At 73.1% G+C, this 24,234-nt stretch carries 21 protein-coding genes; 12 read left to right on the top strand and 9 right to left on the bottom strand.

All coding sequences use genetic code 11. From position 1 onward, the window contains the following. Positions 1-162: 162 nt before the first annotated feature. From AB0O07_RS35840 to AB0O07_RS35830, 3 genes are all read right to left on the bottom strand, one after another. Positions 163-1,179, bottom strand: a complete 1,017-nt coding sequence (locus tag AB0O07_RS35840; protein ID WP_365641732.1) for a hypothetical protein — start codon at positions 1,177-1,179, stop codon at positions 163-165. Between the two features lie 162 nt (positions 1,180-1,341). Then, the gene (locus tag AB0O07_RS35835; protein ID WP_365641730.1) at positions 1,342-1,941 is read right to left on the bottom strand and encodes a class I SAM-dependent methyltransferase; all 600 of its coding nucleotides are present in this window, start codon (positions 1,939-1,941) and stop codon (positions 1,342-1,344) included. Positions 1,942-1,970: 29 nt separating this feature from the next. Then, positions 1,971-2,399 carry a PPOX class F420-dependent oxidoreductase gene (locus tag AB0O07_RS35830; RefSeq protein WP_365641727.1) on the bottom strand — a complete coding sequence of 143 codons (429 nt, stop codon included), beginning with the start codon at positions 2,397-2,399 and terminating at the stop codon, positions 1,971-1,973. 147 nt (positions 2,400-2,546) lie between these two features. On the opposite strand from AB0O07_RS35830, the gene AB0O07_RS35825 reads away from it, so the two are divergent. Both AB0O07_RS35825 and AB0O07_RS35820 read left to right on the top strand, forming a co-directional pair. Next, positions 2,547-2,960, top strand: a complete 414-nt coding sequence (locus tag AB0O07_RS35825; protein WP_365641725.1) for a roadblock/LC7 domain-containing protein — start codon at positions 2,547-2,549, stop codon at positions 2,958-2,960. A gap of 123 nt (positions 2,961-3,083) precedes the next feature. Continuing rightward, a complete protein-coding gene (locus AB0O07_RS35820; RefSeq protein ID WP_365641723.1) occupies positions 3,084-4,256 on the top strand; it encodes a DUF6397 family protein in 1,173 nt (390 codons plus the stop codon). A gap of 77 nt (positions 4,257-4,333) precedes the next feature. Here AB0O07_RS35820 and AB0O07_RS35815 read toward each other — a convergent pair whose 3' ends face one another. Further along, entirely contained in the window at positions 4,334-5,341 is a 1,008-nt protein-coding gene (locus tag AB0O07_RS35815; protein ID WP_365641720.1) for a fibronectin type III domain-containing protein, read from the bottom strand. 262 nt (positions 5,342-5,603) lie between these two features. After that, positions 5,604-6,341 (bottom strand): carbonic anhydrase, encoded by a 738-nt coding sequence (locus AB0O07_RS35810; protein WP_365641785.1) that lies wholly within the window; start codon positions 6,339-6,341, stop codon positions 5,604-5,606. A 201-nt stretch (positions 6,342-6,542) separates the two neighbouring features. On the opposite strand from AB0O07_RS35810, the gene AB0O07_RS35805 reads away from it, so the two are divergent. After that, positions 6,543-7,103, top strand: coding sequence for a GNAT family N-acetyltransferase (locus AB0O07_RS35805; RefSeq protein ID WP_365641717.1), 561 nt, complete (start codon positions 6,543-6,545; stop codon positions 7,101-7,103). Positions 7,104-7,160: 57 nt separating this feature from the next. Here AB0O07_RS35805 and AB0O07_RS35800 read toward each other — a convergent pair whose 3' ends face one another. The 4 genes from AB0O07_RS35800 to rhaI all read right to left on the bottom strand — a co-directional run bounded on the left by AB0O07_RS35800 (position 7,161) and on the right by rhaI (position 13,486). Then, entirely contained in the window at positions 7,161-8,189 is a 1,029-nt protein-coding gene (locus AB0O07_RS35800) for a LacI family DNA-binding transcriptional regulator (RefSeq protein WP_365641715.1), read from the bottom strand. Positions 8,190-8,322: 133 nt separating this feature from the next. After that, the gene (locus AB0O07_RS35795; protein WP_365641711.1) at positions 8,323-9,834 is read right to left on the bottom strand and encodes a rhamnulokinase family protein; all 1,512 of its coding nucleotides are present in this window, start codon (positions 9,832-9,834) and stop codon (positions 8,323-8,325) included. Positions 9,835-10,075: 241 nt separating this feature from the next. Beyond that, complete coding sequence (locus AB0O07_RS35790) at positions 10,076-12,127, bottom strand: bifunctional aldolase/short-chain dehydrogenase (protein WP_365641783.1); 2,052 nt, start codon at positions 12,125-12,127, stop codon at positions 10,076-10,078. Between the two features lie 189 nt (positions 12,128-12,316). After that, on the bottom strand, positions 12,317-13,486 hold the full coding sequence (rhaI, locus tag AB0O07_RS35785) for an L-rhamnose isomerase (RefSeq protein WP_365641708.1): 1,170 nt from the start codon (positions 13,484-13,486) through the stop codon (positions 12,317-12,319). Between the two features lie 286 nt (positions 13,487-13,772). Here rhaI and AB0O07_RS35780 point away from each other — a divergent pair, with 286 nt between their 5' ends. The 9 genes from AB0O07_RS35780 (at position 13,773) to AB0O07_RS35740 (ending at position 24,120) form a co-directional block, all read left to right on the top strand. Next, positions 13,773-15,353: a sugar ABC transporter ATP-binding protein gene (locus tag AB0O07_RS35780; RefSeq protein ID WP_365641706.1), complete on the top strand. Its 1,581-nt coding sequence runs from the start codon at positions 13,773-13,775 to the stop codon at positions 15,351-15,353. Continuing rightward, complete coding sequence (locus AB0O07_RS35775) at positions 15,350-16,399, top strand: ABC transporter permease (RefSeq protein ID WP_365641704.1); 1,050 nt, start codon at positions 15,350-15,352, stop codon at positions 16,397-16,399. Before AB0O07_RS35780 ends, AB0O07_RS35775 begins: the two co-directional genes overlap by 4 nt. Next, on the top strand, positions 16,383-17,441 hold the full coding sequence (locus tag AB0O07_RS35770; protein ID WP_365641702.1) for an ABC transporter permease: 1,059 nt from the start codon (positions 16,383-16,385) through the stop codon (positions 17,439-17,441). Before AB0O07_RS35775 ends, AB0O07_RS35770 begins: the two co-directional genes overlap by 17 nt. A 41-nt stretch (positions 17,442-17,482) precedes the next feature. Further along, complete coding sequence (gene rhaS / locus AB0O07_RS35765; RefSeq protein WP_365641700.1) at positions 17,483-18,568, top strand: rhamnose ABC transporter substrate-binding protein; 1,086 nt, start codon at positions 17,483-17,485, stop codon at positions 18,566-18,568. A gap of 14 nt (positions 18,569-18,582) precedes the next feature. Then, positions 18,583-18,903, top strand: coding sequence for an L-rhamnose mutarotase (locus AB0O07_RS35760; protein WP_365641698.1), 321 nt, complete (start codon positions 18,583-18,585; stop codon positions 18,901-18,903). Between the two features lie 43 nt (positions 18,904-18,946). Next, positions 18,947-20,365 (top strand): BNR repeat-containing protein, encoded by a 1,419-nt coding sequence (locus AB0O07_RS35755; RefSeq protein WP_365641696.1) that lies wholly within the window; start codon positions 18,947-18,949, stop codon positions 20,363-20,365. A gap of 37 nt (positions 20,366-20,402) precedes the next feature. After that, entirely contained in the window at positions 20,403-21,887 is a 1,485-nt protein-coding gene (locus AB0O07_RS35750; RefSeq protein ID WP_365641694.1) for an L-fucose/L-arabinose isomerase family protein, read from the top strand. Further along, positions 21,887-22,960: a LacI family DNA-binding transcriptional regulator gene (locus AB0O07_RS35745; protein WP_365641692.1), complete on the top strand. Its 1,074-nt coding sequence runs from the start codon at positions 21,887-21,889 to the stop codon at positions 22,958-22,960. Before AB0O07_RS35750 ends, AB0O07_RS35745 begins: the two co-directional genes overlap by 1 nt. An 86-nt stretch (positions 22,961-23,046) precedes the next feature. After that, positions 23,047-24,120 carry a glycoside hydrolase family 19 protein gene (locus AB0O07_RS35740; protein ID WP_365641690.1) on the top strand — a complete coding sequence of 358 codons (1,074 nt, stop codon included), beginning with the start codon at positions 23,047-23,049 and terminating at the stop codon, positions 24,118-24,120. Positions 24,121-24,234 lie beyond the last annotated feature (114 nt).

Below are 24,234 nucleotides of genomic sequence, written 5' to 3'. Positions count from 1 at the left end.
CGGGGGCCGGGCCTCGGGGCTGTCCGGGGGCTCGGGGTCCGGGATCCGGGCCGGTCTCCGATCGGGCTCCCGGGGGTCTGCTCGGGCCCGCCCCCGGAGGCCGGCCTCTCTCGGGGCGCGGTCATCTCACGTGGGCGGTCCGTGCGACCCGCGTGGGGCGTCTCACGTGGGTCGTACGGCGATCTCGTCGAGCGCCGTGAGCAGCCCCGGCAGCTCCGGGCCGCGCCCCACCGGCAGTACCTCGCCGGGCTCCCCGTCCAGCAGGACGAAGGCCATGTCGTCGGTCCTGGCCACGAAGGACCAGCCGGGGCCGTCGGCGCGGAGCGACCGTGCCTCGCCGGGGGCGAAGCCGGAGCGGACCCGGCCGAGCGGCGGTGCCGTGGCAGTGGCGTCGACGTAGGCCCGTAGCTCCGCCAGGACCCGTACGACCCCGGGGTGCGAGGGCGCCGGCGGGTGGCCGGTGCCGCCGGCTGCCGGGCGCCCGCCGGAGGCGTCAGGGGTCTCGGCGCGCACGGCGTCCATGGCGGCCCCGGCCTGCGCGGAGGCCACCGCGTCTGGCGCGTCCCCGACGTCCCCGACGTCCCCGGCGTCCTCGGCGTCCTCCGCCTCGTCGAACCGCTCGCGCCACGACGCCCATTGGGCCGCGACCTCGTCCGCCCCGAGCCGCCGCTGGGCCGGCCCCCACGCCGAGGTGTCGGGCGGGGTCAAGGGCAGCCGTACGACACCCTCGGGCCCGGCTCCGGACCCGGGCCCGGCGGCGCCCCCGTCCGGCTCCGGTCCTGATCCCGTACCTTGCCCCGGTTCCGGAGCCGGTTCCGGAACCGGATCGTGCGGGGCGGGAACCCCCGGTGCCGCGACCGCCAGCGCCATGGGCCAGCCGGGCAGCGCGCACACCACGGTGCGTTCACCGGGGGAGAGGTCGTACTCCATACCGCAGTCCCAGGACGCGATCGCGACGGCGACCAGGGAGACGTCGTCCACCACGACCGTCCACCGGGCCCCCGTACCGTCCTGGCCCAGGACCAGCCCGTAGCCACCCGGGTACGGCACGAGCCCGAGGGCGCCGCACGCCTCCGGATAGTCGTCGCCGAGCACGGCGGGGAAACGGGCCGGCGTCAGCAGCGCCGCGGTCAGTACGTACAGCGCGTCGTCGTCCACCGACTCCTCCGTCGCGGCCACGGCACCTCCCCGATCCCGTTCGTCCGACGGCGCGCTCCGGCCACCGTCCGTCCAGCCTGTCGGCGCACCCTAGCCAGTCGCCGCCTCGGGCGTCGAGGGGAAGGGACGGGGAGGGGACCGGGAGGGGGCGGGGAGGGGGCCTGAACAGGGGCGCGGGGGGTGTCAGTCGGCGCGTACCGCCAGCGCGAGGAAGCGCGTGTCCTCGTCCGTGTACGCCTCCATGCGCCAGCCGGATCCGGCCAACAACGGGCCGAGCCGGTGCTCGGCGCGGAGGTCGTCCTCGGTGATCCGCCGCCCCTGCCGGGCGGCGAGCGCGGCCCGGCCGACGGGGTGGAACAGCGCCAGCCGGCCACCCGGCCGCACCACCCGGGCCAGCTCCCGCAGATTCTCCCGGGGGTGGGGCAGGTGGGCGATCAGTCCGGCCGCGAACACCGCGTCCAGCGCCCCCGAACGCACCGGAAGCCGGGCCACATCGGCGAGGAGCAGGCGCCCCGCGCGGTGTCGTCCGGCCCGTACCGCCTCCGTCAGCATCTCCGGGGTCAGATCCGCGCCCAGAACGGTGCCCTCCCGGCCCACGGCGTCCCGGAGCGGCGGCAGCGCCCGCCCCGTACCGCATCCGGCGTCGAGCACCGCGTCGCCGGGGCGCGGCCCGAGTTCGGCGACGGCGGCGGCGTAGGCGGGGCCGTCGTCCGGGAACCGGGCGTCCCAGCGCGCCGCCCGCTCGCCGAAGAACTCCCGTACGTGTGTGTGGTCATGGGGCATGCCGCCATGATCCCCCAGGACCGGGCCCCTCAGTCCGTCATGTCCCCGTACGCCGTGACCTTCTCGACCCGTACGCGGACCACCAGCTCGCCCGGGACCCCGTTGCGCCGGCCGAACTCCTCGGCGCGCTCCTCGCCCACATAGCGCGCGGCGACGCGCGTCGCCCAGTGGAGCAGCCGCGCGGGGTCCTCGTCGATCTCGGCGCGGCCCCGGATCGTCACGAAGCCGAACGGCGGCCGCTCGTCGTCCACGCAGAACGCCAGCCGCCCGTCACGCAGCAGATTGCGGCCCTTCACGGTCTCCCGGCCCGTGTTGAAGACGAGATCGTCCCCGTCCAGGACGAACCAGACCGGTGCGATATGCGGAGATCCGTCGGCCCGTACGGTGGCCAGCTTGCCGGTGCGCGTGCCCTCCGAGACGAAGGCGTGCCACTCGTCCTTGCTCATCTCTGTCGCCATGGCCGCATCCTCTCGCGGGAGATGGCGCGGCGCGATGTGACGCACCCCTTTCGGATGGTGACGGCCGCCGCTTGCCCGGAGGCGGCCGGTGCGGAAGGCTACGGGCGTTCGTGGACATGGGGAACAGTTGAACGGGGAGGGACGGGCATGCCACTCGAAAAGGGACTTGACTGGTTGCTGGACGACCTGACGGAACGGGTCGAACACATCAAACACGCGCTGGTGCTCTCGAACGACGGGCTGGTGACGGGGGCCAGCACGGGGCTGGAGCGCGAGGACGCCGAGCACCTCGCGGCGGTCTCCTCCGGGCTGCACAGCCTCGCGCGGGGATCGGGACGCCATTTCCAGGCGGGCAAGGCCCGGCAGACGATGGTCGAGTTCGACGAGGCGTTGCTCTTCGTCACCGCTGCGGGTGACGGCAGTTGCCTCTGTGTGCTGACGACGGCGGACGCGGATGTCGGCCAGGTCGCCTACGAGATGACGTTGCTGGTCAACCGGGTCGGCGAGCATCTGGGCGTCGCGGCGAGACAGCCTGACCCGACCCAGTTGAGCGGCCTCTGAGGGGTTTTTCCTTACCGAATTACCGAGTTGTCCACAGGCGGGTTGTCCACAGGCCGGGCGGGCGGGGCCGCTGACACGCTACGGTCGTCACCGAGAGTAGTCATCACTCACGGGAGGACGGCCATGTCCATCAGCGAGACACGGATCCACGGCAGGACGGCGAACGGCGGCGAGGGAGCGCGCGGCGACACGCGGGCGAGGTACGGCCCGGGGGCGCGCGCCGCGAGGCCCGGGGCGCGGGCCGCCACCGGGGGCGGGACCGCGGCCAGGGCGGCCGCCCCGGCCGGGGGCGGGACCGAGGCCAGGTCGGTGGCCGGGGGCCGGTTAGGGACGGGCGCGGGGTTCGGCGCCGGGTTCGGGACCGAGCCGCCTACGGAGGCGGAGGAGGCCGGGCCCGGGGCGGTCGGACTCGTCCGGGCCGCGCGGGAGCTGGAGTTGAAGCGGGGCGAGTTCGAGCTGGCGGTTCAGCTCGGGCATGTCCGCGCCGAGCCGGGGCCGGCCGTCGGCCGACGCCAGGTCAGCCGGCGGGAGATCGCCCGGCTCCGGGCGGACGAGGGGTTCCCGGACGCGCTGCGCGAGCGGGTACGGACGGTGGGCACGGCCGAGGGAGCGGCGCTGCTCTCCGTCAGCCCGGCCCGGTTCACCCGGCTGGCGAAGGCGGGCCTCGTCGCGCCGGTGGACTTCTACCTGAACCGCTACCGCGCGGTGGTCTGGCTCTATCTCGCCGACGAGCTGCGGGCGATCGCGCGCCGCGAGTCGCGGCGGCTGCGCGCCGTCCGGCTGCCGCGCGGGCTCTGTGCCGGTGTCGACGAGAGCGACGACCGGCGCGCGCGCAACTGGCGGGGGCGGCGTATCGGTCACCTTCTGCACGGGAGCGAGGACGCCTGGGAGCGGGCGGCCATCGTGGCGTGCGTCCTCGACTCGGCGCATGTCGCCGAGTTGGTGGCGGACCCGTACGAACGCGCTTATCTGAACCGGCTGGCGCCTGTTCTCTTCCGTGCCTACCCGGAGTCCGAGGCGGCGCGGTCGACGGTGGGGCGGCTGCTGCTGGCGGACCATCCGGAGGAGATCGGCTGGCACCGGGCGAGTCTGGAGGCGCTTCTGGAGGAGGCGCGGGAGGCGCGCCCGGCGCCGGGGGCCGAGGGGCCCACCGTGCGGGCGGAGGGGGCGGGGCCACCGCTCGCGGTTCCGTCCGGCGGCCCGCTCGGCGGGCTGCTGACCCGGCTGGGGGTGAAGCGGGAGCGCGGGGCCGTGCCCGCCGCCCGGGGGGCGGGCGGTGCGCACGGGGGAGGCTGAGCCGGCGCGGGCGACGGCGGGGGAGGAGGTGTCACTCGTACGGGGTGGATGTGCGGCCCCCCGGGCGCCGCGGGGGCTCACGAACGGGGGGTGCGGTCCGGGCCGGGTTGACCGGACGGGGAGGTGACGACGGAGCGCTCCTCGGAGAAGGCGCCGAAGGTGCCGTCGGGCAGCTTCGCGCGGAGCTTGACCCGAAGGGTCTCGCCCGGTGTCGAGCCCGCGTGGACGGTGTAGGTCGCCCTGCCCTGGGGTGCCTTGTCGCCCCAGACCAGGGTCGTGGCGAACTTCCCGTTCAGATGGATCTCGTAGGCGGGTATCTCGCCGTCGGTCTCCGGCGCGAGCCAGGAGAGGTCGACGTAGTACCCGCCCTGGGCGGCACGGACGGTGGCCTTCAGGTCGGTCGGCGCCGTGTCGGGGTCGTCCCCGGGGCCGTGCGGGGTGGTGATCTCGACGGCGGAGCTCTCGGGTGAGGTGTTGTCGGCGGCGTCCCGGGCGACCACGGTGAAGCGGTAACGGGTGCCCGGGCGCAGGGTGGTGAGACGGGCCGAGGTCGCGTCACCACCCACGCTGTGGATCTTGGACCCGCCCTGGTGGATGTCGTACGAGACGATGCCCTGCCCCTCCGGGGCCCGCTTCCAGGTGAGGCGTGCCCCCTGGGGGCCGTCGCCGGTGACCCGCACCCCGGTGGGGCGGGCGGGTGGCTCCTTGTCCTCGGCGACGGCCGCGGGCGTGGAGACGGAGACGCGCGCGCTGGGCGGGGAGACCGTGCCGTCGGTCCCTCGGGCGCGGACGGTGAAGGTGTAACGGCTCGACGGGGAGAGCCCGGTGACGTCGACCATGGTCGTCTCCGCCGGGACGTCCTCGACCTTGGTGTCGTCACGGTAGACGGCATAGCCGTGGACGCCGTCGTCGGCCGTGGCCGGGGTCCACATGACATGGGCGGAGGTGGCGCTGCCGGCCTGGACGGTGACGCCGGAGGGGGCCGCAGGGGCCGCCGCGCGGTCCTGGCCGGCGCCGCACGCGGCCGTCGCCAGCAGGGTGACGGAGACGAGGCCGTACATGGCGGTGGAGCGCAACCTGGTCATGGCCGTGTCCTTCACCCCGGGGCAATGGTCTGGACCATATATGGCACAGATGGCGGGTGCACATCAAGAGGAAGCGGGGGTGAGGTACGTGACGTACGGGACGGAGCACCGGGTGGACCACGGGTCCGGCCACCGGACGGATGCGGAACGGAGGGGTGGCGCGATGAGGGCGGGCGAGGGGGGCCGCGGGCGCCGCCCTGCCCCGGCGGGGGCGGGGCCGGGCGGCGGGTGCCCGTGCGGGGGGTCGTCCAGGGGGCCGGGGTCAGCTCGTGCGGTGGACGAGCTGGGTGGCCAGCTCGTACCGTGCGCCGACGATGGCGAGCTTGCCCTCGGCCACCCGTGCGGCGAGATCCGGCTCGGCGGCGAGACGGTCGCGGACCTGCGCCACGTTCGCGGTCACCGTGGCGTCGACGCGCGCGGTGCCCTCCTGCGAGTGGTCGATCGCGGGCTTGATCTGATCGGCCAGGTACTGGATGTGGGCCGGGAGTTCCTTGCCCGTCTCCTCCGCCTCGACCGCCGCGGCGACGGCGCCGCAGGACTGGTGGCCGAGGACCAGGACCAGCGGTATGCCCAGTTCGAGCACGCCGTAGCTGATGCTGCCGAGCACGGCCTCGTCCAGCACCTCGCCGGCCGAGCGCACGGTCATCAGGTCGCCGAGCCCCTGGTCGAAGACGAGCTCCGGCGGGACCCGGGAGTCGATGCAGCCGAGGACGACGGCGAACGGGTGCTGGCCCGAGATCAGTTCGGAACGTATGGCCCGGGTCTCGTCCGGGTGCTGCTGGCGGAAGTTCCGCCAGCGCCGGTTGCCGGCGGCGAGTTCGGCAAGTGCCTCGTCGGCGGTGGCCGGGCGTCGCCGGGTGGCGTGGGCGGGCGGGGCGGCGTGGGCGGCCGGGGCCGTCAGCGCCACCCCCGCGGTGGCGGCCGTTCCCGCGAGTGCCGCGCGGAGCACCGAGCGGCGTGCGGTGCCTGTGGTGGGTGTGGGTCTCTGGGTGTTCTTGATCAATATCACCGGCGGAGACTAACTGTGGCAGCCTTGGCCATTACTTCTCCGAGGAGAATTGTTGACGCATTCTTGAACCAAAGCGCCTGCGTATGCAAGGAATTGGCGGTGCGGTCCGATTGCGTTCACCGCTCGGTCGGGTGGCCACGGGCCGCTTCGGCGGCGGGCTGTGGTTGCATGGTCCGGGTGAACCGACAGACTATGCCAGCGGCTGATGACATCCCGATGTGTGATGTCCGGCGACGCGACGCGGGTGACCTCGACGCATGTGTGAGCGTGCTCGCCGAGGTGCACAAGGTCGACAGCTATCCGGTGAACTGGCCCGCGCTGCCCGCCGATTGGCTCGCACCGCCCGAACAGCTCGCCGCGTGGGTGGCGGAGCTCGACGGGCGGATCGTCGGCCACCTCGCGCTCTCCCCGCCGGTCGCGGGCGATGTCGCGCCCGCCCTCTGGGCCGAACACTCCGGCGCGGCCCCGGCCGAAGTCGCCGTCGTCACCCGCCTGTTCGTCGCCCCGGACGCCCGCGGCCATGGCATCGGCTCCCTGCTGATGTCCCAGGCGTTACGGGAGGCCAGGAGCCGAGGACTGCACCCCGTTCTGGACGTCGTGGCCGCCGACACCGGATCCGTGGCGTTCTACGAACACCTCGGGTGGACCCTGCTGGACACCGCCGAGCAGCGCTGGAGCCAGGAACAGACGGTCACCGTCCACTGCTACGCGGCCCCGGTCAGGCGGGCCGACCGGGCGGGCCGGAGTACGTGACGGGTGCCTACCGGAGCCACCGCACCCCCCGCCGCCAGGGGCCGGACCGCCCAGGCCCTAGGCGCCCTGCTCCAGGCGGCGGGTGGAGCTGCGGACCACCAGCTCCGGCTGGAGCACCACCGAGCGGTGCGTGTGACGGGCCGCGTCCGGCCCCGTCTCGTCCATCAGCATCTCCGCGGCCGTCCGCCCCATCGCGTCCGCGGGCTGCCGTACCGACGTCAGCGGGACGACCGCCGCCGCCGCGAACTCGATGTCGTCGTAACCGACGATCGACACATCGCCGGGGACATCCACCCCGGCCCCGTACATCGCCTGGAGCACGCCCAGCGCCAGCAGGTCGTTGGCGCAGAACACCGCCGTCGGCCGCTCGGCGAGACCCAGCAGCCGCGCCCCCGCGTCGATGCCCGAGGCGACATCGAGCCGCGCCGTCTCCACCTGGCGCAGCGCCTCCGGCTCCAGACCGGCCTCGCGGAGCGCCGCCAGCGCGCCGGTACGGCGGTCCCGGCACTGGGGCAGCGACATCGGGCCGCTGATGTACGTCACCGAGCGGTGCCCCGCCGCCAGCAGATGCCGCACGGCGAGCGCCCCGCCCGCGACATCGTCCACCGAGACCGAACACCCCTCCGACGCGGGCACCGCCCGGTCCACATGGACGAACGGGATGTCCCGGCGCGCGAACTCCCGTACGTTCCGCCCCGACGCGTCCGCCGGGGTCAGCAGCACCCCGCGCACCCGCTGCTCGGTGAAGAGCGCCAGATACTCCGCCTCCTCGGCCGCGCTGCCCGCGCTGTTGCAGAGCATCACCCCGAGCCCGGTCTCCCGCGCCGCGCGCTCGGCACCCTTGGCGACGGCCACGAAGAACGGGTTCGCCATGTCGAGCACCAGGATCGCCAGAATCCGGCTGGTGCCCACCCGGAGCTGCCGGGCCGTCTCGCTGCGGACGAAACCGAGCTGGTCTATGACCGCCCGTACCCGCACCCGGGTGGCTTCCGACACCTTCTCGGGCCGGTTGAGCACATTGGAGACGGTGCCGACCGAGACACCGGCGAGCCGGGCCACGTCCTTGATGCCGACCGTCTGCGCCACGCGTCCTGCCTGTCCCTGTCACATCTCGTTGGTGCTCCGTCGCTGGTGCCCCGCCCCGAGTGGACCATCATATCGGGGCCCGCACACCCGGCCAGGTGCCGTACCGGCCGCGCGCAGGGGTCAGCCGTGCGGGTCAGCCCCCCGCCCCCGCCTGCGCGATCCGCGCGGCGGCCCGGTCCCAGGCCGCCCGCCCGGCCCGGTCGGCGGCGGGCTCGTACCGGCGCGGCTCCACCGTCGCCCGCAGCAGCGCCCGCAGCTCCGGCAGTCCGCCGGCCACCGCGCCCGCCGCACGCGCCTGCACCAGGACATTGCCGAGCGCCGCCGCCTCCGCCGGGCCCGCCACGACCGGCAGCCCGCAGGCGTCCGCCGTGAGCCGGCAGAGCAGCGTGTTCCGCGCGCCGCCGCCCACCACATGCACCGTGTCCACCGGGTGCCCGGAGAGCCGCCGCGCGTCCTCGATCGCCCGCCGGTGCGCCAGCGCCAGTGAGTCCAGCACGCACCGCGCCGTCTCGGCCGGACCCCGGGGCGGCGGTACACCGAGGGCCCGGCAGGCCTCCGCGATCCGGCGCGGCATGTCCCCGGGCGCCAGGAACACCGGGTCGTCCGCGTCGACGAACGACCGCAGCCCCGGCACCTCGGCTGCCTCCGCCAGCAGCCGGTCCAGCGGCTGCGGATCGCCCTCGGCCGCCCAGGCGCGCAGGCACTCCTGGAGGATCCAGAGCCCCATGATGTTCCGCAGATAGCGGACGGTGCCGTCCACCCCCAGCTCGTTGGTGAAGTTGGCCCGTCTGCTCTCCTCCGTCAGCACCGGCGCGGCCAGCTCCAGACCGGCCAGCGACCAGGTGCCGGTGGCGATGTACGCGAACCGCTCGCCGGAGGCGGGCACCGCCACCACCGCCGAGGCCGTGTCGTGCGAGCCGACTGCCGTCACCGGCACCGGGCCGGCCAGCCCCGTCTCGGCCAGCACCTCCGGCAGCAGCGTCCCGGCCGGTGCGCCCGGCGTCCGCAGCGGCGGGAAGAGCGAGAGATCGATGCCCAGCGGCTCGGCGACCGACCGGGCCCAGTCACGCGTCCGGGGGTCGACGAGTTGCGTCGTGGACGCGTTGGTCAGCTCCGTGCCCGCCTCGCCGGTGAGCCAGTAGGTGATCAGATCCGGGATCAGCAGCAGCCGCTCCGCCGCGTCCAGCGCCGCGCTCCCGCGCGCCGCGGTGAGCTGGTAGACGGTGTTGAACGGCAGATACTGGAGCCCCGTCGCCCCGTACAGCTCGGCGGGTGACAGCACCTCGGCGACCTTCGCCGCCTCGCCATCGGTCCGCGCGTCCCGGTAGTGCACCGGATTGCCGAGCAGCGCGCCCGACGCGTCGAGCAGCCCGTAGTCGACGGCCCAGGTGTCCACCCCCACGCTCGCCGGCGCCCGCCCGGCCGCCGCCCCCGCCGCCCGCAGCCCGTCCAGCACCCCGCCGTACAGGGCCAGGATGTCCCAGTACAGCGTGCCGGATGTCCGCACCGGACGGTTGGGGAACCGGTGCGCCTCCTCCAGCCGCAGGGTGCCGGCGCCCCGGCCCGAGACATGGCCGACCATGACCCGGCCACTGGAGGCACCCAGGTCGACGGCGGCGAAGGGAAGCGTTTCTGTGGGCGACACGGGCGGACCTCAGGGACGAAGGGGCGGAAGGGGCGGACGGGCGCGGGGGAAGCGGGAAGGGGGAAAAACGGCGGGGCGCGGCGGCGACGGGGGAGCGGCCGGGCGGCGGGGCGGCCGGGCGACGGGGAAACAGACATCGGCCCGGCCGACCCGACCCGATCCGCCCCGGCCCCGCCGACCCGATCCGGCCCGGCCTGGTCGGCCCGGCCCGCTGACCCGCCCCGCCCCGTCCGCCCGGGTGTCAGCGCAGGAATGCCGCCGCGACACCCGCGTCCACCGGGATGTGCAGCCCCGTCGTATGGCTCAGCTCACCGCCCGTCAGGACGAAGACGGCCGCAGCCACATGCTCCGGCAGCACCTCCCGCTTGAGGATGGTCCGCTGGGCGTAGAACTCGCCGAGCTTCGCCTCCTCCACCCCGTACACCGCGGCGCGCTGCGCCCCCCAGCCGCCCGCGAAGATCCCCGAACCGCGTACCACCCCGTCCGGGTTGACCCCGTTGACCCGGATGCCCGCCCCGCCCAGCTCGGCGGCGAGCAGCCGTACCTGATGGGCCTGGTCGGCCTTGGTCGCGGAGTACGCGATGTTGTTCGGGCCGGCGAACACCGCGTTCTTCGACGCGATGTAGACGATGTCCCCGCCGATCCCCTGGTCGGTCATGACCCGGGCCGCCTCCCGCGAGACCAGGAACGAGCCGCGCGCCATGATGTCGTGCTGGAGGTCCCACTCCCCGGCCGTCGTCTCCAGCAGCGGCTTGGAGATCGAGATCCCCGCGTTGTTGACCACCAGGTCCACCCCGCCGAAGGCGAGCACCGCCGCGTCGAACGCCGCCCTGATCTGCGCCTCGTCCGTCACATCGACGGGGACGGCGACCGCCCGGTCCGCGCCGCCCAGCTCCTCGGCGACGGTGGCCGCGCCGTCGGCGTCGCGGTCCGCGACCACCACGCACGCGCCCTCGGCGGCCAGCCGGCGCGCCACCGCCCGGCCGATCCCCGAACCCCCGCCGGTCACCAGCGCCACCCGGGTGGCCAGCGCCTTGGGGGCCGGCATCCGGCGCAGTTTGGCCTCCTCCAGCTCCCAGTACTCGATACGGAACTTCTCGGACTCCTCGATGGGCGCGTACGAGGAGACCGCCTCCGCACCCCGCATCACCTGAATGGCGTTCACATAGAACTCACCGGCCACCCGGGCCGTCTGCTTGTCCTTGCCGAACGAGAACATCCCCACGCCCGGCACCAGCACGATCGCCGGGTCCGCCCCGCGCATCGCGGGAGACTCCGGGGCGGCGTGGCGCTCGTAGTACGCCCGGTACTCCTCCCGGTAGGCGGTGTGCAGCGCGGCCAGCCGCTCCCGCATCTCCGCCACCGGCGCGGCGGCCGGCAGGTCGAGCACCAGCGGGCGCACCTTCGTACGGAGGAAGTGGTCCGGACAGGAGGTGCCCAGCGCCGCCAGCCGCGGGTGCTCGGCGCGGGAGAGGAAGTCGAGCACCGCCTCCGTGTCCGTGTAGTGGCCGACCTGCGGCCGGTCGGTGGAGGCCAGCCCCCGGATCAGCGGGGCGAGCGCGGCGGCCTTCGCCCGTCGCTCGGCCTCCGGCAGCGGCTCGTACCCCTCCTGTACGGGGCCGAAGGGCTCGGGCGCGCCACGCTCCGTCAGAAACGCCTCGGCGGTCCGGATGATGTGCAGCGAATTCCGCTCGCACTCCTCGGAGGTGGCGCCCCACGCGGTGATGCCATGGCCGCCGAGGACACAGCCGATCGCCTCCGGGTGGGCCGCCTTGACCGCCGCGATGTCCAGGCCGAGCTGGAAACCGGGGCGCCGCCAGGGCACCCAGACCACCGTGTCGCCGAAGCACTCCGCCGTCAGCTTCTCGCCGTCCGCCGCGCAGGCCAGCGCGATCCCCGAGTCGGGGTGGAGATGGTCCACATGGGCGGCGTCGACCAGCCCGTGCATCGCCGTGTCGATGGAGGGCGCGGCCCCGCCCTTGCCGTGCAGGCAGTAGTCGAACGCCGCGACCATCTCGTCCTCGCGCTCGACCCCCGGGTAGACCCCGGTCAGCGCGCGCAGCCGGTCGACCCGCAGCGCGGCCAGACCGCCGGCGGTGAGGGTGCCCAGATCGCCGCCCGACCCCTTGACCCACATCAGCTCGACATCGTCGCCGGTCACCGGGTCGGTGGTGGTTCCCTTGGCGGAGGTGTTGCCGCCGGCGTAGTTGGTGTTGCGCGGATCGGCGCCGAGCCGGTGTGAACGGTCGAGGAGGTCGGCGGCCGCCGGGTGGAGGCTGGGCTGGTCGGTCATCATGTCCCTCGGTGAGGTGCGGACTTCGGGCGGGGCGGGAAGGCCGGATGGGAGGCCGGTGGAGGAAGTGGACGGAAGGCGGCGGGAAAGCCGGACGGACGGCCGGGTGGAGAGAGCGGACGGAAGGCGGACGGCATAGGCGGGCGGAAAGCGGGACGGGACAGCCGGACGGGAACGCCGCGGGTCGCCTCAGGCGCCCCAGCCCGCCTGGGTCCCGCCGACCCGTTCCGCGACGATCTTCTCGCCGTATCCGGAGGCGTGGTACGCCGCGACCGGGTCCGCGTCCGCGCCCAGTTCGACGCGGGCCTCGGCCACCAGCGGGCGGACATCCGTGTCGAAGGCGTCCATCAGCACCGCGTTGGCGCCCAGCACATCGCCCGTACGCTGCGCGGCGGCCAGCGCCTCCGCGTCCACCAGCAGCGCCTTCGCCGTGGCCTCCTGGACGTTCATCACCGAGCGGATGATCGCGGGGATCTTCGCCTCGATGTTGTGGCACTGGTCCAGCATGAACGCGGTGTCCTCGGTGTACCCGCCGCCCCGGATCACCTCGTACATGATCCTGAAGAGCTGGAAGGGGTCCGCGGCGCCGGCCATCAGGTCGTCGTCCGCGTAGAAGCGGGAGTTGAAGTCGAAGCCGCCCAGCTTCTTCTCGCGGAGCAGCATCGCCACGATGAACTCGATGTTGGTGCCCGGCGCGTGGTGCCCGGTGTCCACCACCACCTGTGCCTTCTCCCCGAGCTTCAGACAGTGCGCGTACGCCGTGCCCCAGTCCGGCACGTCCGTCGCGTAGAACGCCGGCTCGAACAGCTTGTACTCCAGCAGCATCCGGTGGCCCTCGCCGAGCCGTTCGTACACCGCCGCCAGCGCCTCGCCGAGCCGCCCCTGCCGGGCCGAGATGTCGTCCTGGCCGGGGTAGTTGGTGCCGTCGGAGAACCAGAGCTTCAGATCGCGCGAGCCGGTCGCCTCCATGATGTCCACGCACTCCAGCAGATGCCCCAGCGCCTTGCGGCGCACGGCGGCGTCCGGGTGGGTGACCGAGCCCAGCTTGTAGTCGTCGTCCTGGAACACGTTCGAGTTGATCGCCCCGATCCGCAGCCCCAGTTCGCTCGCGTACCCGGCCAGCGCGCCGTAGTCGTCGACGCGGTCCCACGGGATGTGCAGCGCCACCGACGGGGCGACCCCCGTGTGCGCGTGCACCCGCGCGGCGTCCGCCAGCTTCTCCTTCGGGGTACGCGGCACGCCCTGCTGGGCGAAGACCTTGAAGCGGGTGCCGGAGTTCCCGAACGCCCACGACGGCGTCTCGACTGCCTGCGACTTCAGTGCCGCCTTCACAGCGGACACGGCGGATCGACCCGTCATCTCTCAGCGCTCCCGTGGTGCGGACTCGCGGGGCGAGTCGGTGTCACGAACCTTTATGAATCGTTTCATCGCGTGAAGTTAGGGGAGCGCCCCACCCCTGTCAACCCTCCGCGCGGCGCCGGTGAACGCGGGTACACCTACCCCCGTCGGGCCCGCTTCAAAATGTCGAGCACACCCCATTGACGGCGCGGACGAACGCCGTTTAGCTTCCGTGCAACCTCATTGAAACCTTTCAGGACGGGTGGCAGGACGCGCCCCGCTCGCCGAGGAGCACCGAGGAGCACCCATGAACGAGCCCGCCCCGGACCCCGGCCGGGACCAGCCACCCGACCCGGCGCGCGCCGACCCCACGCCGGACGCCGACCCCGCCCCCGTCCTGGCCCTGCGCGGGGTGAGCAAGTCCTTCGGCGCCGTACGGGCGTTGCGCGACGTCTCCCTCGACCTGCTGCCCGGCGAGGCACACGCCCTCGCCGGGGAGAACGGCGCCGGCAAGTCCACCCTGATCAAGACGCTCGCCGGGGTGCACCGGCCGGACACCGGCGCGGTCCTGCTCGACGGCCGGCCGGTCGTCTTCCACGGCCCCGCCGACGCCCGGGACGCCGGCATCGCCGTCATCTACCAGGAGCCCACGCTCTTCCCCGACCTCTCCATCGCCGAGAACATCTTCATGGGGCGTCAGCCGCGCCGGGGTCTCGGCCGTATCGACCACAAGGCGGTACGGGAGACGACCGCCGCCCTGATGAGACGCCTCGGTGTGGAACTCGACCCCGACCGGCCCGCCCGCGGCCTCTCCATCGCCGACCAGCAGATCGTGGAGATCGCCAAGGCGCTCTCCTTCGACGCCCGGGTCCTGATCATGGACGAGCCGACCGCCGCACTCACCGGCGGCGAGACCGCCCGGCTCTTCTCCGTCGTCACCGCGCTGCGCGCCGAGGGCGCCGCCGTCCTCTTCATCTCGCACCGCCTGGAGGAGATCTTCGGCCTCTGCCAGCGTGTCACCACCCTCCGCGACGGCCGCCGGATCTCCTCCCGCCCGCTCGCCGGGCTCACCGAGGACGACCTCGTACGCTCCATGGTCGGCCGGGAACTGGGCGAGCTGTACCCCAAACAGCCGACCGCCGTCGGCGAGACCGCCCTCTCCGTCCGCCGACTCACCCGCGAGGGCGTCTTCCACGACATCTCCTTCGACGTACGGCGCGGCGAGATCGTCGCCCTGGCCGGCCTGGTGGGCGCCGGCCGCAGCGAGGTGGCCCAGGCCGTCTTCGGCGTCGACCGGGCCGACGCCGGCGAGGTCCTGGCCGGCGGGCGCTCCCTGCCGCCGGGGTCGCCCACCGCCGCCATGGCCGCCGGGCTCGCCCTGGTCCCCGAGGACCGGCGCCAGCGCGGCCTGGTCATGGACCTCTCGATCGAACGGAACATCGGCCTCACCGGCCTCGGCCGGCTCGGCAGGGGCGGTCTGGTCCGTACGGTCCTGGAGCGCGGCCGGGCCGCCGACTGGGCGCTCCGCCTCCAGCTCAAGTACAACCGGCTCGCCGACCCGGTCGGGGTGCTCTCCGGCGGCAACCAGCAGAAGGTCGTCCTCGCCAAATGGCTGGCGACCGAACCCGCCGTCCTCATCGTCGACGAACCCACCCGCGGTATCGACGTCGGCACCAAGGCCGAGGTGCACCGGCTGCTCTCCGCTCTCGCCGCCGACGGACTCGCCGTCCTGATGATCTCCTCCGACCTGCCCGAAGTCCTCGGCATGGCCGACCGGGTGCTCGTCATGCGCGAGGGCCGGCTCACCGCCGAGATACCCCGGGCCGAGGCCGACGAGGAGACCGTCATGGCCGCCGCCACCGGCCTCGCCGGAAAGGCGGCGGCATGACCACCCTGACCGACCGTCCCGCCGCGCCCCCCGAGGACACCACCGCCGCCCGCTCCCTGGTGGACACCGTCTTCCGGGCCCGGGAGATCAGCATCGCCGGAGCGCTGGCGCTGCTCATCCTCGGCACCTGGCTCGCCAACCCGCGCTTCCTCGACGACCAGGGCGTCAAGGACCTCCTCCTCAACGCCTCCATCCTGGTCCTGCTCGCCGTCGGCCAGTCCGTCGTCGTGGTCACCCGCAACATCGACCTCTCCGTCGGCTCGGTCGTCGGCCTCTCCGCCTTCGCCTGCGGCAAGTTCGTCGCCGGTACCGACCACGGCGTCCTCACCGTCCTGCTCCTCGGCACCGTCCTCGGCGTGGCCTGCGGCGCGGTCAGCGGAGCCCTCGTCAGTTTCGGCCGGGTCCCCGCCCTCGTGGTCACCCTCGGCATGCTGTACATCATCCAAGGGCTCGACTACTGGTGGGCCCAGGGCGACCAGATCGGCGCGGCCGACGTCCCGGCAGCGATCCTCGGGCTCGGCAGCGGAAGCGTCCTCGGCATCCCCTACCTCCCGCTGATCTCCTTCGCCCTGCTCGCCGCCACCGCGTACTTCCTCCGCTCCTACCGCTCCGGACGCGAGCTGTACGCCATCGGCTCCAGCCCCGAGGCGGCCCGGCTCGCCGGGGTGCCCATCCGCCGCCGGATCCTCGCCGCGTACGTCTTCTCCGGCGCCGTCGCCGGATTCGCCGGCGCCCTCTGGCTCGCCCGCTTCGGCACCGTCGTCGCGGACAACGCCCACGGCTGGGAACTCACCGTCGTCAGCGCCGTCGTCGTCGGCGGCGTCGCCATCACCGGCGGCACCGGCACCGTCTGGGGCGCGGCGCTCGGCGCCCTGCTCCTCACCACCATCGGCAGCGCCCTGGTCGTCCTGAAGGTCGACGCGTTCTGGCAGGGCGCCATCACCGGCGCGCTGCTCCTCGCGGCCATCAGCGTCGACCGGATCGTCGCCCTGCGGATGACCGCCGCACTGAGGAAGAGGAGCGCCCGCCATGGCCATGGCGCCTGACACAGCGGCCGCCCCGCGGCCCCCGGCGGCCGGACCCGGGCAGCGTCCCCCGACCCCCGGCGAACGGATCCGGGCGCTCGGGCTGCGCTGGGACACAGCGGTCGGCGCGCTCCTCGTCGCCGTCCTCGTCGCCGGCCTCGCCACCACCGACGGGTTCGCCTCCGGCGAGAACCTGGCCTTCGCGTTCAACGACATCGCCGAGGTCGCCCTCATCGCCCTGCCCATGACCCTGCTCGTGGTCTCCGGACAGGTCGACCTCTCCGTCGCCTCCATGCTCGGCCTCGGCAGCGCGCTGACCGGCGCCCTGTGGAACGCGGGCTGGGCCTTCGAGACCATCGTCCCGGTCGTGCTCGCCGTCGGTGTCGCGGGCGGGCTCCTCAACGGCTGGCTCGTCACCCGGGTCGGACTGCCCTCGCTCGCCGTCACCATCGGCACCCTCGCCCTCTACCGGGGCCTCGCCTCGGTCGCCCTCGGCAGCGACGCCGTCACCGACTTCCCCCGGGTCTACGCCGACTGGGCCGTGGACACCACCACCCTCCCCGGCACCTTCCTCACCTACCCGGTGCTCCTCTTCATCGTGCTGGCCGTGATCACCGCCGTAGTCCTGCACGCCACCGCCTTCGGCCGCGCCCTCTTCGCCATCGGCGCCCAGGAGGAGGCCGCCTACTTCGCCGGGATCCGCGTCAAACGCCTCAAGCTGATCCTCTTCGTCCTCACCGGGGCGGTCGCCGCCTTCGCCGGGGTCGTCTTCACCCTCCGCTACGGCAGCGCCCGCGCCGACAACGGCCTCGGCTTCGAGATGCTGGTCATCGCCTCCGTCCTGCTCGGCGGCGTCGACTTCGACGGCGGCAAGGGCACCCTCTTCGGCGCGGTCGCCGGGGTGCTGCTCATCGGGGTCCTGAAGAACCTGCTCACGCTCAACGACGTACCCAACGAGGTCCAGGTCATCGTGACCGGGGTGCTCCTCGTCGCCTCCGTCCTCACCCCCCGGGTCATCGCCGCGGCCGTCGAACGACGCCACCGGCGCGCCCCCGAATCCTGAGCCCGCCGCTGTCGCGAACCTCCCGAAAGGTCCAGTCCGCCATGCTGATACGTACCGCCGCCCGACGCCGTGCGGCCGTCACCGCCGCCACCGCCTGCGCCCTCGCCGTCGCGCTCACCGCCTGCGGAGGGACGACCAAGGAGAGCGCGGCGAAGGAGACTGCGGCGGCCGGCTCCGGAGCCACCGCCGACCCGGACGCGCCGCTGAAGAAGGGGCTCAAGCTCGCCTTCCTCCCCAAGCAGATCAACAACCCCTACGAGAAGATCGTCGACGAGGCCGGGATCGCGGCGGCGGCGGAGTACGGCGGCACCGGCAAGGAGGTCGGCCCCTCCGACGCCAGCGCCTCCTCCCAGGTCTCGTACATCAACACCCTCGTCCAGCAGCGGCAGGACGCCATCCTCATCGCCGCCAACGACCCCAACGCCGTCTGCGGCCCGCTCAAGCAGGCCATGAAGAAGGACATCAAGGTCGTCGCCTACGACTCCGACACCGCCAAGGACTGCCGGCAGCTCTTCATCAACCAGGCCAGCTCCGAGGAGATCGGCCGCAGCCTCGTCCAGCACCTCGGCGAACAGATCGGCTACAAGGGAAAGTTCGCGATCCTCTCGGCCACCCAGAACGCCACGAACCAGAACACCTGGATCGAGTTCATGAAGGACGAGCTGAAGCAGCCGAAATACCAGGACATGGAGCTGGTGAAGGTCGCGTACGGGGACGACGACGACCAGAAGTCCTTCCAGCAGACCCAGGGACTTCTTGCCGCCTACCCCGACCTCAAGGGCATCATCTCGCCCACCACCGTCGGCATCGCCGCCGCCGCCCGCTACCTCGGCGACTCCTCCTACAAGGGCAAGGTCGTCCTCAACGGGCTCGGCACCCCCAACCAGATGCGCGCGTACGTCAAGAACGGCACCGTCGAGCAGTTCTCCCTCTGGAACCCGGAGGAGCTCGGCTATCTCGGCTCGTACGCCGCCGCCGCGCTCGCCTCCGGGCAGATCACCGGCGCCGAGGGCGAGAAGTTCACCGCCGGCAAGCTCGGCGAGTACACCATCGGCAAGGACGGCGAGGTCATCCTCGGCGAGCCGACCGTCTTCGACAAGAAGAACATCGACAAGTTCCACTTCTGATCGGAGCGGCTCCCATGGCACGCGTCTGTTTCCTCCTCAAGGTCCGCCAGGACCGCATCGACGAGTACCGCGAGCGGCACACCGCCGTCTGGCCGGACATGCTCCAGGCGCTGAGCGCGTGCGGCTGGCGGAACTACTCGCTCTTCCTCCGCGAGGACGGCCTGCTCGTCGGCTATCTGGAGACCGAGGACTTCGCGGCGGCCCAGGCAGCCATGGCCGCCACCGACGTCAACGCCCGCTGGCAGCGCGAGATGGCCGGCTTCTTCGAGGCGCTCGACGGCGCCACCCCCGACGCGGCCATGCGCCCCCTCACCGAGGTCTTCCACCTCGCCTAGCGCCGCGCCCGGCCATGCCCCCGGACCAAGGAGAGAACCGCGCATGAGGCCCCTGACCGCCGTACTCCCCGCCCTCGCCCTCCTCGCCACCGCCGCCCTCCCCGCCACCGCGGAGGCGGCGGACCCCGCGCCCGCCCTCACCCGGATCGCCGACACCCGGCTCGACAGCCAGGCCGTCTACTTCGTCTCCTACGACGGCCTGGTCAACAACAACTCCTTCCAGAAGAACGGCCTGCTCACCTACCGGGGATACCAGTACGCCGCCTGGTACACCGCCGACCGCTCCGCCGTCGTCGGCCGCCGCGCCCTCGGCGCCACCGCCTGGCAGACCGTCAAGCTGCCCCACCAGCTCACCGTCAACGACTCCCACAACGTCATCTCCATGGGGGTCTCCCGCGTCGACGGCCGGCTCCACCTCAACATGGACTCGCACAGCGACGGCTTCTTCTACGTCAAGTCCGCTGCCGGGCTGATGGACAACCCGGCCTCCACCGCCTGGACCGGTGACCGGTTCGGCGCCGTCCAGACCAGCCTCGACGGCCTCTCCCTCACCTCCCAGTTCACCTATCCGCAGTTCGTCGCCACCCCCGAGGGCCGCCTCCAGCTCAGCTACCGCGTCGGCGTCTCCGGCAACGGCCGCAACGCGCTCGCCGAGTACGACGGCACGAAGTGGACCGCGCTGGGCGAATGGGCGGGCTCGACCGGCACGTACACCAGCGAGCACGGCTCCAGCACCGCCCGCAACATGTACCTCCACGGCATCGACTACGGCCCCGACGGCCGGCTCCACGCCTTCTTCACCTGGCGCGAGCAGAACAACGCCGTCATGTGCGCGAGCGGCGGCCTCACCAACCACGACACCGGCTACGTCTACAGCTCCGACCGGGGCCGCACCTGGCGCACCGCCACCGGCACCGTGGTCGGCACCACCGGCGGCTCCGACCAAGTGACCGTGGGCGACGCCGGTACGGTCGCCGACCCGCTCAACCCCGACCACTCCCTGATGAACCAGGAGAGCCAGGCCACCGACACCGCCGGGCTGCCGCACGCGATCATCAGCTATGTCCCGGGCCGCTTCGGCCAGTGCACCACCGACTACGTCGCCGACCGCACCGCCAACGGCCGCGCCTTCCACCTCTACCGCGACGCCGCCGGCACCTGGAAGAAGACCGAGATACCGGTCCCGCTCGCCTCCACCCAGCGCACCCATCTCGTCCTCGACCGGTACGACAACGCGTACGCGGTCATGCCGTACGGGCGAATTGTCGCCGCCTCCAAGGAATCCGGGTACACCGACTGGAAGACCCTGTTCGACGGTGCGGGGCTCAACGCCTTCGGGGAGGTCGTCGTGGACGACACGCGCGTCGCCCAGGACGGGGTGCTGTCGTTCATGTACCAGCAGAAGTCGAGCGGCACCACCCCGTCGGCGATCCGCGTCATCGACTTCCGGCTGCCGTCCTGACGCACCGTCCCGCTCCGAGAGGCACGGAGGAACCGCCATGAGCCCATTCGACCCCGCCTCCACCCGCGCACCCGCCGCCACCGCCACCGACGCCGCCCCGCACGCCCGTACCCCCGCCGTCGCCCGCCGCCCCCGGGTCGGACTGGTCGCCGGCGGCCTCGGCGACTACTGGCCGCAGTTCCCCGACCTCCTTCCGCAGCTCCGCCGCTCGGCGGCCCGGGTCGCCGAGCGGATGGGGGAGTTCGACGCCGACGTCGTGGACGCCGGCTTCATCTCCGACGCCCGTGAGGGCGCCGAGGCCGCCGAGAAGCTGCGCGCCGCCGGCTGCGATCTGATCGTCGGCTTCCTCACCACCTATATGACCGCCACCATGCTGGTCCCGGTCGCCCAGCGCGCCGACGCGCCCGTCCTGCTGATCAACCTCCAGCCCTCCCCGGCCATGGACCACGCCACCTTCGACACCGGCCAGTGGCTCGCCTACTGCGGGGCCTGTCCGCTCCCCGAGATGGCCAACGCGTTCGAACGGGTCGGCGTGGAGTTCCGCTCCGTCTCCGGGTATCTGGAGGACGAGCGGGCCTGGCGGCGCATCGGCCGCTGGATCCGCGCCGCCGGGGTGCGCTCCGTGCTCCGCTCCGGCCGCCACGGTCTGATGGGCCATCTCTACCCGGGGATGTACGACGTCTCCACCGACCTCACGATGGTCCCCGGGCAGCTCGGCGGCCATGTCGAGGTCCTGGAATTCGACGACCTGCGGGTACGGGTCGAACGGGTGACCGAGAGCGAGGTCGCCGCGAAGCTCGCCGAGACCCGGGAGGTCTTCGAACTCGCCGACTCCGTGGTCGAGGAGGACCTGGCCTGGGCGGCCCGGGTCTCCGTCGGCCTCGACCGGCTCGTCGCCGACTTCGACCTGGACTCCCTCGCGTACTACCACCGGGGACTCGCCGGGGAGATCCACGAACGGCTCGGCGCCGGCATGATCCTCGGTTCCTCGCTGCTGACCGCGCGCGGGATCCCGGCCTGCGGCGAGTACGAACTGCGCACCTCCCTGGCGATGCTCATCGCCGACCGGCTCGGCGCGGGCGGCTCCTTCACCGAACTCCAGGCCCTCGACTTCGACGCGGGCGTGGTCGAGATGGGCCACGACGGCCCCGGGCACCTCGCCATCAGCGCCCGCCGCCCCCTCCTGCGCGGGCTCGGCGTCTACCACGGCAAGCGCGGCTGGGGCGTCTCCGTCGAGTTCGACGTACGGCACGGACCGGTCACCCTGATCGGCGTCGGCCAGAGCCGCGCGGGCCGGTTCCGGCTGATCGTCGCCGAGGGCCAGGTGGTCGACGGGCCGCATCTGACCATCGGCAACACCACCTCCCGCGTCGACTTCGGCCACGACCCGGGCGAGTGGACCGACGCGTGGAGCGCCAGCGGCGTCGGCCACCACTGGGCGCTCGCCACCGGGGCGCTCCTGCCCGAACTGCGGGCGCTCGCCGGAGTGACAGGCCTCGACCTCGTGGAGGTCACCGTCTGATGCGCCGCCCGGTGGGGATCAAGGACGTGGCCGGCGCGGCCGGGGTCTCGGTGGGCACCGTCTCGAACGTGATCAACCGCCCCGACTCGGTCACCGAGGAGACCCGCCGGCGTGTCCGCTCCGCCATCGAACGGCTCGGCTATGTCCGCACCGAGTCCGCGCGCCGGCTGCGCGGCGGCCGCAGCCGCATTCTGGCCATGCTCGTCCTGGACATGGCCAACCCGTTCTTCGTGGCCGTGGCCTCCGGGGCGGAGCGTGCGGCGCGCGCCGCCGGGCTCGGCGTGATGCTCTGCGACAGTGCCGGGTCCCCGGCCGAGGAGGCCACGTATCTGACGCTCTTCTCCGAGCAGCAGGTACGGGGCGTCCTCGTCACCCCGGCCGACCTCAGCGGCGGCAACCTCGACACGTTCCGCCGGCACACCATCCCGTTCGTCCTCGTCGACCGCGCCCTCGACGGCGCCGAGGGGTGCTCGGTCTCCGTCGACGACATCGGCGGCGGCGCCCTGGCCGTACGCCATCTGCTGCGCGCCGGCCACCGCGACATCGCGTACGTCAGCGGGCCGATGCGGCTGCCCCAGTGCCGCGACCGGCGGGAGGGCGCCCTGCTCGCCCTCGCCGAGGCGGGGCTCGGACCCGGCGCGCTGCGCCAGGTGGAGGCCGAGCGGCTCGATGTCGCCGCCGGCCGGGACGCCGGGGCGCGGCTGCTGGGCCTGGACCCCCGCCCCGGCGCGGTGTTCTGCGCCAACGACCTGCTCGCGCTCGGGGTGCTCCAGACCCTGTACCACGCGGGGGTACGGGTCCCCGAGGACCTCGCGCTCGTCGGTTACGACGACATCGAGTTCGCGGCGGCCGCCGCCGTGCCGCTGACCTCGGTACGCCGTCCCGCCGGGCGGCTCGGCGAGGCGGCGGCCGAGCTGCTCATCGAGGAGACCGGGGAGGGCGCCGCGGCGCACGTCCACCGGAGGATCGTGCTCCAGCCCGAACTGGTCGTCCGCACCTCGACATTGGCGCGTTCTCGACGTGGACGGCCGGTAAGTGACGCCGTGACACCTCCCACTTGGTCTAGACCTTGACAGGTGCACGCGATTCCGGTTGGTTCTGTCTCAACCCCCCATGGCGAGCGGCCGATCGCGGTTGCTCGCGCGAAGGAGTGATTCGTTTGAGACAGCGCGTACTCTCCGTCCTGGCGGCCGTGGCCGCCACCCTGGCCTTCGTGATCTTCCTGCCGGCCACCTCGGCCTCCGCCGCGACCTGCGCCACCGGCTGGTCCTCGTCGGCCGTCTATGTCGGCGGCGACTCCGCCTCGTACAACGGCCACAACTGGTCCGCCAAGTGGTGGACCCAGGGCGAGGCCCCGGGCACCTCGGACGTCTGGGCCGACCTCGGCGGCTGCGACGGATCGAGCCCCGGCGGCGGCTCGGGCGCCAACTGCGACTACCCCGCGTGGGCGGCGGGCACCTGGTACAACGCGGGCGCCATCGTCCGCTACACCAACGGCAACCTCTACCGGGCCGAGCACGAGAACCCGGGGTACGACCCGGTCATCTCCACCTGGTACTGGCAGCCCTACAGCTGTGACGGCGGCACCCCGCCGACCGACCCGCCGTCGGACGGGTCCTTCGTGGTCAGCGAGGCCCAGTTCAACCAGATGTTCCCGAACCGGAACTCCTTCTACACCTACAACGGGCTGACCGCCGCGCTCAGCGCCTACCCGGGGTTCGCGAACACCGGCAGTGACACGGTCAAGCGCCAGGAGGCCGCCGCGTTCCTCGCCAACGTGAGCCATGAGACGGGTGGCCTGGTCCACATCGTCGAGCAGAACACCGCCAACTACCCGCACTACTGCGACGCCAACCAGCCCTACGGCTGCCCGGCGGGCCAGGCCGCCTACTACGGGCGTGGTCCGATCCAGCTGAGCTGGAACTTCAACTACAAGGCAGCGGGCGACGCGCTCGGCATCGACCTGCTCAACAACCCGAACCTGGTCCAGACGGACTCGGCGATCTCCTGGAAGACCGCGCTCTGGTACTGGAACACCCAGTCGGGCCCGGGCACCATGACCCCGCACAACGCCATGGTCAACGGCTTCGGCTTCGGTGAGACCATCCGCTCCATCAACGGCAGCATCGAGTGCAACGGGGGCAACCCCGGGCAGGTGCAGAGCCGTATCAACCTCTACCAGAGCTTCACGTCGATCCTCGGGACCACCCCGGGATCCAACCTGAGCTGCTGACACCGGACCGCTCCCGGGCGGTACGGCGGCAGCCGGCAGGGCCGGGGGGGGGGGGGGGGCGGCCCCCCCCCCCCGCCCCCCCGGCCGGGAGCACCCCCCCCCCCCCCGAGCGAG

The sequence above is a fragment of the Streptomyces sp. NPDC093085 genome (genome assembly GCF_040683935.1).
Classification (GTDB): Bacteria; Actinomycetota; Actinomycetes; order Streptomycetales; family Streptomycetaceae; genus Streptomyces.
The sequence above is the reverse complement of the archived record's forward strand: the minus strand, read 5'-3'. Positions and strand labels throughout refer to the sequence as shown.

Bases quoted from the DNA above. Each gene is read 5' to 3' on its own strand.
- AB0O07_RS35835 (WP_365641730.1), bottom strand. From the start codon at position 1,941: ATGCCCCATGACCACACACACGTACGGGAGTTCTTCGGCGAGCGGGCG.
- AB0O07_RS35745 (WP_365641692.1), top strand. From the start codon at position 21,887: ATGCGCCGCCCGGTGGGGATCAAGGACGTGGCCGGCGCGGCCGGGGTC.
- AB0O07_RS35820 (WP_365641723.1), top strand. From the start codon at position 3,084: ATGTCCATCAGCGAGACACGGATCCACGGCAGGACGGCGAACGGCGGC.
- AB0O07_RS35825 (WP_365641725.1), top strand. From the start codon at position 2,547: ATGCCACTCGAAAAGGGACTTGACTGGTTGCTGGACGACCTGACGGAA.
- rhaS (WP_365641700.1), top strand. From the start codon at position 17,483: ATGCTGATACGTACCGCCGCCCGACGCCGTGCGGCCGTCACCGCCGCC.
- AB0O07_RS35750 (WP_365641694.1), top strand. From the start codon at position 20,403: ATGAGCCCATTCGACCCCGCCTCCACCCGCGCACCCGCCGCCACCGCC.
- AB0O07_RS35775 (WP_365641704.1), top strand. From the start codon at position 15,350: ATGACCACCCTGACCGACCGTCCCGCCGCGCCCCCCGAGGACACCACC.
- AB0O07_RS35780 (WP_365641706.1), top strand. From the start codon at position 13,773: ATGAACGAGCCCGCCCCGGACCCCGGCCGGGACCAGCCACCCGACCCG.
- AB0O07_RS35790 (WP_365641783.1), bottom strand. From the start codon at position 12,127: ATGACCGACCAGCCCAGCCTCCACCCGGCGGCCGCCGACCTCCTCGAC.
- rhaI (WP_365641708.1), bottom strand. From the start codon at position 13,486: ATGACGGGTCGATCCGCCGTGTCCGCTGTGAAGGCGGCACTGAAGTCG.
- AB0O07_RS35770 (WP_365641702.1), top strand. From the start codon at position 16,383: ATGGCCATGGCGCCTGACACAGCGGCCGCCCCGCGGCCCCCGGCGGCC.
- AB0O07_RS35760 (WP_365641698.1), top strand. From the start codon at position 18,583: ATGGCACGCGTCTGTTTCCTCCTCAAGGTCCGCCAGGACCGCATCGAC.
- AB0O07_RS35805 (WP_365641717.1), top strand. From the start codon at position 6,543: ATGCCAGCGGCTGATGACATCCCGATGTGTGATGTCCGGCGACGCGAC.
- AB0O07_RS35755 (WP_365641696.1), top strand. From the start codon at position 18,947: ATGAGGCCCCTGACCGCCGTACTCCCCGCCCTCGCCCTCCTCGCCACC.
- AB0O07_RS35815 (WP_365641720.1), bottom strand. From the start codon at position 5,341: ATGACCAGGTTGCGCTCCACCGCCATGTACGGCCTCGTCTCCGTCACC.
- AB0O07_RS35830 (WP_365641727.1), bottom strand. From the start codon at position 2,399: ATGGCGACAGAGATGAGCAAGGACGAGTGGCACGCCTTCGTCTCGGAG.